This window comes from Marinicrinis lubricantis (genome assembly GCF_042658665.1).
In the GTDB taxonomy this organism is placed as follows: Bacteria; Bacillota; Bacilli; order Paenibacillales; family KCTC-33676; genus Marinicrinis; species Marinicrinis lubricantis.
The window spans coordinates 62,419-71,765 of the sequence record NZ_JBHSQV010000034.1 but is presented as its reverse complement, the minus strand read 5'-3'; the positions used below and the strand labels follow the sequence as shown (position 1 = coordinate 71,765).

Genomic DNA, 9,347 nt, shown 5'->3' with positions numbered 1-9,347 from the left:
GAGCCTGAACATCTCAATTTTATCGGAATGGTCTTGTTGGTCAAACCCTAGAACCCTCCACCCGCATAGCGGGTGGTTTTCTGTTTCGCGCGTTTCACGCACTCAACTGGCTAAAGCCATAATAAAACAAAGGCGGAAGAAACCGCCTTTGTTTGTCTCCTTACGAGTAAGCAAAGCATCACTGACTGCTGCGATCACCGACGATGACGACGGCTTCCACTTGTTTTCCGTCCCGAACCATCACTAAGTTTACTTTATCACCAATTTCTTTTTGACCAATGATATCGACAAGCGCTTCTGTGTTCTTCACCTTCTCGCCGTCGACCTCAATGATGAAGTCTCCTGGCTCTAGTCCAGCTTGATCTGCCGGACCGCCGCGCTCTAATTGAGTAACCAGTGATCCTTCCGTACTATCCAATTTGAAGTTTTCCAAATAAGCTTCCGTAATATCTGTCAAATATACACCGATGAACGGCTTTGGAATCGCCTCATTATTTTTCAATTGATCGATGACATCGAGAATGGTGCTGGAAGGAATCGCAAAACCAATGCCCTGCGCATCTGTACTTACCGCCGTATTGACACCAATGACTTCGCCGCTTAGGTTCAGCAGCGGACCGCCGGAGTTTCCTGGATTAATAGAGGCATCCGTCTGCAGCAAATGCTCATAATTACGGGTTCCGGCTGTATCCGAAATTGAAATTTCCCGTTCCCTTTGGCTCAGTACCCCTACGCTGACAGTATGGTCAAATCCCATAGGATTCCCGATTGCAACGAGCCAATCTCCAACGGACAGATTATCCGAGTTGCCGATTGGCAGTGTAGGAAACGCATCGTCCCCTTCAATTTTAAGTACAGCTAGATCCAAATCATAATCAGATCCAAGCAGCTCTGCTTTAAACGGATCCTTATATCCTTGAATCGTCACGTAAATTTCATCGGCGTCTCCGACGACGTGCTGGTTCGTTAAAACATATCCTTCCGTGTCAAAAATAAAGCCTGATCCAGTACCCGTCAATGTTTTTTCACCGTTTTTCGGAGTAGAATTTTGTTCTCCAAAGAAGTACTTGAAGAAATCATCACTATATGGATTCATCCGTCCACTGCTCTGTGATGCATACGTTTCGATCTTCACAACAGCCGGACTGGCCTGGTCTACGATGGCGGCAAAGGAATCCGGCTGGACATCTCCCGTTAACGCTACATTTTGCACGTTAGCCGAGCTGCTTGCCGCATTGGTATTCGAAGCATTAGCGCCCTGCGCGGAACGAATTCCCGAGAACAAATTATAGTAATCCGCTGAGAACATCAATCCACCAACGACAACAGCTCCTGCTAAGAAGGCAGCTAAGCCGCTCATCCAGCGTGACTTTTTCTTTCCTGTATTCGGATAAAATGGTCTCTGCCCCGCTCCCTGGTTTCCTCCAGCACCACCGCCTGACATAGAGGCTTCGCTGGCCGATATTTGCGGTACTTGTGGAGTTCTAGACTCTGCCGAATAGGGATAAATGATATTTTTCGGTTTATGCACATCCACTTCGTTCGTGCCGCCATGGTTGTCGGTATAAACCGTTTTATCTCGGCTTAATTCTTCAGACTGAAGGGTTCCCTCTTGAGAAGTGTCTTTAGAGCGGTATGGTCCATAGGCATAGTAGACTGTGCTGCTGCCACCCGCATTCTCCTGCGGCTGCTCTTGATGGTTTTCATTCAGCTTTTGATGGCTGGAGTCATTCGCATGTTGCGAGTCTTGTGAATCCGAAGTTGGCTTTCTTTCGAAAAATTCATTGTAAGGATCTCTTTTATTTTGATCATCCATTGTAGAATGCCTCCTCATAAACTTACTTCAGGTTTTGCTGTCAAAGCTCTTTATCAAAAGCTTTAACTATATATTGCGATCTCAACCTTAAAGTAACCTTAAACATAGTTTAAAAGGAGCTAAAACTTCAATCTTTACAACAAATCACTCTCCATTTTGCGCAAAATCCCTTCCGCTTTCTCGATCCATTCCGGTTCCATATCGGCATCCTGGTCCAGAGGCGTTTGGAACTGGTTCATAAGCCCTCCGAACGTATTCAGCGTAGCACCTTCCTCCAGCCCTTCATTATAAACGTGCTTCAACAAGTATGGGGTGCCGAAGCGGATGACCGTTTGCTGCTCTTCCTTCAAGTTGTCCAAATTTCCCTTTGTCACTTCAAACGGAATACGCAGCCATACCTTATGTCCTTCATCGAGCGCACAGTCAAAGCTGCCGTGATCATATTCCCAATTTCCTCCCAAAGTAAAACCGTATGGCTTTAATGCTTGATTTAAATCGGTATACGTATCCTCTCTGTTTTCAAACCGCGATGCGATCGGAAACAAAAAAAGCCCCTCCTTAGATTCATCTATAGGAAGCTGGAATTGCCTTCCGTATAGATGTTAGGATGAGCCTCCTTTATGAAAAATATCCCTTATTAATTCCCAACGGACTAGCATCTGCCCTTTGGCACACCCTACTGTACCCAGCCTTTCCGGTGGGCATATACAGCGAGCTGCGTTCGGTCCTCCAACCCGCACTTCATCAGCAAATTACTGACATGCGTTTTTACCGTCTTAATGCTGATATGCAGTTCCTCCGAGATGTCCTTATTCGACTTCCCTTCGGCAATCAGCAGCAGCACTTCCTTCTCTCTCGGTGTAAATTCTTCTTCATTGTGCTGCGTCAAGCGCTGTCTGATCCCACGCGATAGCGCTTGGGACACCTCTGCCCCCATCGTCTGTTCTCCGCCTGCTGCTCTTCGAACCACCGAAATCAGCTCATCGGACGAAACGGTCTTCATCACGTATGTGATGGCTCCCGCTTCCACCGCGTCGACGACCTTATCGTCCTCCAAAAAGCTGGTCAAAATGATGATTCGAGCTTTCGGATTCATCTGCATTATCGTTCTCGTCGCTTCTACACCATCCATGCCGTCCATCATCAAATCCATCAAAATCACATCCGGATACGTTTCCGGCTCCACCAACCTCAACATGTCAACAGCCTGGCTGCCGCCCTTGGCTTCTCCCCATACCACGATATCTTCTTCCAGCATTAAATACGTCTTTAATCCCATGCGAACCATATCGTGATCATCTACGATGAGCACCTTAATCTCATTCATTTCCATCCCCCACTCCGCTCTGCAGCAATTCCGTTTCCTCAAACATCGGAATTCGTACAAGCACTCTCGTTCCAGATCCCTGCAAGCTTATAATTTCCAAGCTGCCTCCGATTTTCTCAGCTCTCTCTCGCATCGTTCCAAGCCCATACGAGCCAGCCTTCGATTGGCCGCTGAAGCCTTTACCGTCATCCGACAATGACATTTTTAACTGTCGGTCCTCGAGCACAATAGACAGCACAGCATGCACTGCGGATGCGTGCTTGACGATATTCGCCATCGCTTCCTGTAAAATAAGAAACAATTGATGCTCAATCGGTTCAGACACTTTGTGGTCCAATCTCATTTCCAAGCTTCCTTGCAGTCCGTTCTGCCTGCAATAATCCGGAAACCATTTTTCAACCGCTTCAGCCAAGCTTTTGCCTTCCAGCTCCATGGGCCTCAGTTGAGCGATGAGCCCCCTCATTTGCTTTTGCGCCAAATGAGACATTTCGATGAGCTGCTCAATGACTTGTCCCGCGGCCTCCGGATTCTTCTCCAATATACGCGGCAGCGACGAAGATGACATATGAATGGCGAATAAGTGCTGACTTACCGTATCGTGCAAATCTCTGGCGAGTCTTCTTCGCTCCTCCAGCACCGCACGTTCCTTGGATTGTTCCTTTACTGTACTTTCTTCACCCATACTTTGCAGACGCTTCGTCCGGTGTTCCAAGGAGGCCGCCATGGAATTAAATGTTTTGTACAGTAAATCCATGGGGCCAAAACCCGTGCCTGGAACCCTTGTATGGTAGTTTCCGTTCTCGATTTGAGCCAGCTTCAGCTGCAGTAAATCCACATCGGATTGAATACGACGCGCCGCAGCGTACCCGATAATAAACTGAATCATCAAAATAAGCGGGACGATCCAAAACCAGAAAACCCGATCCTCCACCGGATGTTCGTGGTAATACATCACGGCGGCCATTCCACCTGCGCTTGCAGCACCGGCGATAAGGAAATAGACCAGCAGCTGCCATTTCACTTGACGAAGCTTCTTTAATATGACCATATGGTTAACCTACCCGCTGAATTTTCACATCTCCGATGAACATGCTGGTGACGATCCGAATTTTTTTGCCGGCTTCCTGATAGGTGTCCGGTGTGTAATTTACATTTTTAAATATTCCGCCTTCTCGCTTCTCCATAATGTGCATATCCCCGAGAAAAGATGAAGATGTCACGCGAATTTCTAAATCAGCGTCGTATGGAACGAAAATTTTCACATCACCGATAAAGGAAGAGATGTTCATTTTTGTCTCGCCATATGGAATATGCGCCTTGGTTAAATCAATGAAGGTATCGCCGATAAAATGCGAGATATTCATTGGAACCAGCTCGAAATAGTCGCTTCCCAGCATAAAATCCCCAATAAAATTATTCTGGTTTGCTGGTGCCTTCTGAACGGTCTTGAACGGTTCTTCCCATTCTGGACTTGGTTCCGGCGGCGTCATATTGTGCGCCATCCGCTCCATTTCGTCTAATTTTCTCTTCATTTCTTCTTTCAGTTCTTCGTCCGTCATTTTCTTGTCTTTTTTCAATTCATCTCTGGCGACCTTCCACTTCTGCTTCATTTCATGCTTATGCTGTTTCCATTCCGACTTATCCATGCCGCCCGTTTCTTTATGCCATGTATCTTCCGGTGCTCCATTCCACTGTGCCCAATGATTCGTCTTTTTTTTAGGAGACAGAATAATGCTGAGTCCAAAAATAATCAGCAGTACAGGAATGATATACGGGAATATTTCATCAAATTCGATGTCAATAAAATCGAGGTTTCTGCCCAGAAAATAAACACCTATCGCAATCCCGAACAAATTCCATATCATGGATCCGGACCAGCCGTCTCCTTTGTGATGGATGAATAGTCCCTTTAGTGAAAAATAAATAATAATGAGCGGCCAATACGTTGCAATAATTTCCCCGAGATCAACTGAAATCGTACCCATCTGATCAAGGAAAAAAAGCACGCCGGCGGTAATGAGGAGCATCCCCCAAAACATTCGATTGAAAAAACCGTTCATGGTCATCCCTCGCAGTTCAAGTTCATGCTATTAGTTTACTGTATGTCCTGCCTCATGAAAAGCTTCGGGGGATGGAAGCTGATCTCGGTCTGCAGACCGAGATATACATGACTTAAAACAAAGAACCGCCTGTCCAAGCGGACAGGCAGTTCCCAGTTCTCATCACTATTGGAGCTGAAACGTGAATTTCAGCCGGTCGATCGTCATTACTTTTCAGCCTTTTGGCTTGCTTGATTTGCATTCGCAGCAGCATTTTTTGCTGTTACTTCCTCTGCAAACTCAGCGTTATATTTTTGTTGTTGGTTGTTTTGATTTTTGTTGTTTTTCGCCATGTTTTTCACCTCCCCATCTTATTTACTGGAATGATGCGACTCATTCCCATAAATATTATGGATGGAAGCGGCGATTTTTATGTACTTTTCTTCTTTGGAGAATCTTGTTCGCCTTCGAGCATCCTCTTCAATTTTTCACGACATCGATGAATTCTGATTTTCACCGTGCCTACAGGCAGCTGCAAAGCATCCGCTATTTCATGATCCTTATAACCATAAAAATATTTATATACAATCAGGGCCTGCATGTCGTCCTCCAAATGGTCTAACTGCCCCTTCACCTCAGAAGCTAATTCTTCTTCCCGAAGCGTCATTCGAAGCAAATGGTTTTTCACAGCATAATCTTCGTATTTGCCCCGCTCCAGCATCTTTCGCTTGATGATATTCAAGGCGGTATGATTCACAATGGTTTTCGCCCAAGGAATCAATTTATGCGGTTCACGAAGAGAATTCATCTTGCTTAATATGCGAACCCATGACTCTTGAACCACATCTAAAGCATCTGCCTTGTTTTTCATCCGCGAGTAGGCAACGAAAAACATCTGCCGATACACTTCCTCCAACCACTTTCGCTCATCGTCTTGATTATCCGCACTCCGCCTATCATCCATCATTCTTGATCCCCCATTGCATCCTTATGAGATGGCGAAAAACGCATTAGCAGCCCGTCCGAGTTAACAAATCTTAACTAAAATTAACTCTATACGTTGATATTAACATCTTTTTTATGTAAAAAGTTCAATTTTCACTTAATTAGTCATGATTCGACACTATTTTCATTTCTTTTGATTTTACAAACGCAAAAAACCGCCGTCATATGACAGCGGCTCAAGTCTAACTTGTTCTATATTAAATAATTCGGTAAGTCTCATTTTTTTGACGGAACATCTCCTCCGTCAGCTTTCCTTCGCCTTCTTCGATGATGTAAACCTGAAGCTGTTTTTTGCCCCATTCTTTATATACGGCATCCTTGCTTTGGAAATATAAATCAATTTTATGTCCCTTGATCGCCGATCCGATATCAGCCACAATCCCATATCCGTATCCTGGAATCCACAGTACGGTTCCAAGAGGAAACACACTAAGATCCGCAGCAATTGTCGAAATGGTCTCTTTATCTCTTTTCACCTTGACTCCTGAATAAGTAATGCCATACGAAGGGTGATCCGGATCTTTTCCTGTCGATTCTACGCCTGCAGAATAGCCCGTTGCAATGACCTCTACAGCTCTGTAATGCTGCATCAACTCTTCGTGTGTCATTTGCGAAACGGGTTTTATTGGTTTGATGGTTTGCTGGTATGACGCATTCGACATCTTGACCGTATTCACCTCTGGTGGATGGGATTTGGCAAGATTAGAATTCGCCAGAAGGATTTTCGAATAGTAATCCGATCTGACAGAATGCTGATTCAAGGTGGCAGCCTGCTGCTGCCGCTGCAGTACATCCTGACTGGATTGGGACTGATCATACGGGTCCCTCTCCATGCGGCCAAGTGTCGTCCATAAGACGGCCAGCATCAGCAAGCTGACCCACTTGTTTGCACTGCGTATGGAACTTGACATGATGGAAACCCTCCCTAGTAAAAAGGGTTTCCATCAACAGTTCTGATTATTCGCGCGTTAAATGAAGGAACTTCAATCTTTGGAATCTGATTCCATCTAGATATTTTTAGTAACGACGATCACCGACGGCATCCAAAACTTGTTGGATGAATTGATCCACAGACTGCATGCCGATATCGCCTTCTCCTCTTTTTCGAACCGATACGCCGCCTGCCTGCTGTTCATTCTCACCAACAACGAGCATGAACGGAATTTTCTCCAGCTGCGCCTCACGAATCTTATAGCCAAGCTTCTCGTTCCGAAGATCCGCCTCTGCCCGAATTCCGCTTTCTTTCAACTTTCGGGTAACCTCTGCTGCATAATCGTCAAAGGCGCCCGAAACCGGCAGCACTTTTGCTTGCACCGGAGAAAGCCAAACCGGCAAAGCACCTGCGAAGTTTTCCAATAAAAATGCCGTCATTCGTTCCATCGTACTGATAATACCTCGGTGAATAACCACCGGACGGTGCTTGGCTCCATCTTCACCGACATATTCCAACTGGAAGCGCTCTGGAAGCAGGAAATCAAGCTGTGCAGTAGACAAGGTCTCTTCTTTCTTGAGAGCCGTCTTGATCTGAACGTCTAACTTCGGACCGTAGAAAGCTGCTTCGCCTTCGGCTTCATAATATGGCAGTCCCATCTCTTCCACAACTTCCTTCAGCATGCGCTGGGACATTTCCCACATTTCATCGTCTTGATAATACTTTTCGGTATCTTCCGGATCGCGGTATGACAAGCGGAATCTGTAATCCGTAATTCCGAAGTCTTTGTATACCTCTTGAATCAATTGTACGACCCGGGCAAATTCGTCTTTAATTTGATCCGGACGGCAGAAGATGTGCGCGTCGTTCAACGTCATTCCGCGGACGCGGTGAAGACCGGTCAGTGCTCCGGACATCTCGTACCGATATTGATTCGCCACTTCGGCAATCCGAATCGGCAACTCGCGGTAACTGTGCATATCCGATTTATAGACCATCATGTGATGCGGGCAGTTCATGGGGCGAAGAACCAATTCCTCATTATCCATCACCATGGTTGGGAACATATCTTCTTGGTAATGATCCCAGTGTCCCGAAATTTTATACAGCTCGACATTCGCCATTACTGGGGTATAGACATGACTGTAACCGAGTTTTTCTTCTTTCTCCACAATATAACGCTCTAAAATGCGACGCAGCTTGGCACCTTTCGGCAGCCAGATTGGAAGACCTTGACCCACTTCCTTTGTGAAAGTGAACATTTTCAGATCTTTACCCAGCTTACGATGATCCCGTTTCTTCGCTTCCTCAAGCAATACCAGATGCTCATCCAGCTCAGATTTCTTATTGAAGGCCGTTCCGTATATACGCTGCAGCATTTTATTATTCGAATCACCGCGCCAGTATGCTCCTGCCAGATTCAGCAGCTTGAATACCTTCAGCTTACCGGTTGATGGAACGTGAGGTCCGCGGCACAAGTCGAAAAATTCGCCCTGATCATAAATCGTAATGACGGAATCCTCAGGCAGATCGTTAATCAGTTCTAACTTCAAATGATCATCCAGCTCTCGATAAATGGCGAGCGCTTCTTCCCGGCTTACCTCACGGCGGCGAATTGGAAGGTTTTCTTTCACGATTTCAGCCATCACTTTTTCGATTTTTTCCAGATCTTCCGGAGTGAGCGATTGTTCTAAATCGATATCATAATAAAAGCCATCTTCAATGACCGGACCGATTCCAAGCTTCACGCCCTTCTGTCCATAAATTCTTTTAATTGCTTGCGCCATCAAGTGCGCCGTACTGTGACGGATCACCTCGATGCCCTCTGGTGATTCGGGCGTTACGATCTCGACTGCGGCGTCGTCCTCCAGTGTGTAGTACAAATCAACAACCTTCCCATTGACTTTACCTGCGATAGCGTTCTTTTTCAGGCTGCTGCTGATTGAGCCGGCTATCTCCTCAATGGAAACCCCGCGTTCAAACGGCTTTACTGCGCCATTTGGAAAAGTTACTTGAATCGACATGGATATTTCCTCACTTTCATTCTCGTTTTCATGTGAAATGACTGCGCAAAAACAAAAAAACGCCTGTCCCTATAAAAGGGACGGGCGTTTGTACCCGTGGTTCCACCCTACTTCAATCAACGACCGGTAAAGGTAACCGGTGCTTAAAGTGTGATCCTCGTAATTCGGTAACGGGAATGACCCGGCGATACATACTGATGGAAGC

Annotated in this window: 9 protein-coding genes; all 9 read right to left on the bottom strand. The window is 46.0% G+C overall.

From position 1 onward, the window contains the following. Window positions 1-178: 178 nt before the first annotated feature. The gene (locus ACFPXP_RS05960; protein WP_379893279.1) at window positions 179-1,816 is read right to left on the bottom strand and encodes a S1C family serine protease; all 1,638 of its coding nucleotides are present in this window, start codon (window positions 1,814-1,816) and stop codon (window positions 179-181) included. Window positions 1,817-1,950: 134 nt separating this feature from the next. After that, on the bottom strand, window positions 1,951-2,361 hold the full coding sequence (locus tag ACFPXP_RS05955; RefSeq protein WP_379893277.1) for a YugN family protein: 411 nt from the start codon (window positions 2,359-2,361) through the stop codon (window positions 1,951-1,953). 131 nt (window positions 2,362-2,492) lie between these two features. Next, the gene (locus ACFPXP_RS05950; RefSeq protein ID WP_379893276.1) at window positions 2,493-3,143 is read right to left on the bottom strand and encodes a response regulator; all 651 of its coding nucleotides are present in this window, start codon (window positions 3,141-3,143) and stop codon (window positions 2,493-2,495) included. Further along, window positions 3,136-4,191: a HAMP domain-containing sensor histidine kinase gene (locus ACFPXP_RS05945; protein WP_379893274.1), complete on the bottom strand. Its 1,056-nt coding sequence runs from the start codon at window positions 4,189-4,191 to the stop codon at window positions 3,136-3,138. Before ACFPXP_RS05945 ends, ACFPXP_RS05950 begins: the two co-directional genes overlap by 8 nt. Window positions 4,192-4,195: 4 nt before the next feature. Further along, on the bottom strand, window positions 4,196-5,203 hold the full coding sequence (liaF, locus tag ACFPXP_RS05940; RefSeq protein WP_379893272.1) for a cell wall-active antibiotics response protein LiaF: 1,008 nt from the start codon (window positions 5,201-5,203) through the stop codon (window positions 4,196-4,198). Window positions 5,204-5,409: 206 nt separating this feature from the next. Then, complete coding sequence (locus ACFPXP_RS05935) at window positions 5,410-5,535, bottom strand: hypothetical protein (RefSeq protein ID WP_379893270.1); 126 nt, start codon at window positions 5,533-5,535, stop codon at window positions 5,410-5,412. A gap of 77 nt (window positions 5,536-5,612) precedes the next feature. Beyond that, window positions 5,613-6,149, bottom strand: a complete 537-nt coding sequence (locus ACFPXP_RS05930; protein WP_379893269.1) for an RNA polymerase sigma factor — start codon at window positions 6,147-6,149, stop codon at window positions 5,613-5,615. 235 nt (window positions 6,150-6,384) lie between these two features. Next, entirely contained in the window at window positions 6,385-7,098 is a 714-nt protein-coding gene (locus ACFPXP_RS05925; RefSeq protein WP_379893267.1) for a 3D domain-containing protein, read from the bottom strand. A gap of 106 nt (window positions 7,099-7,204) precedes the next feature. After that, window positions 7,205-9,142 carry a threonine--tRNA ligase gene (gene thrS / locus ACFPXP_RS05920; RefSeq protein ID WP_379893266.1) on the bottom strand — a complete coding sequence of 646 codons (1,938 nt, stop codon included), beginning with the start codon at window positions 9,140-9,142 and terminating at the stop codon, window positions 7,205-7,207. Window positions 9,143-9,347: the final 205 nt, after the last annotated feature.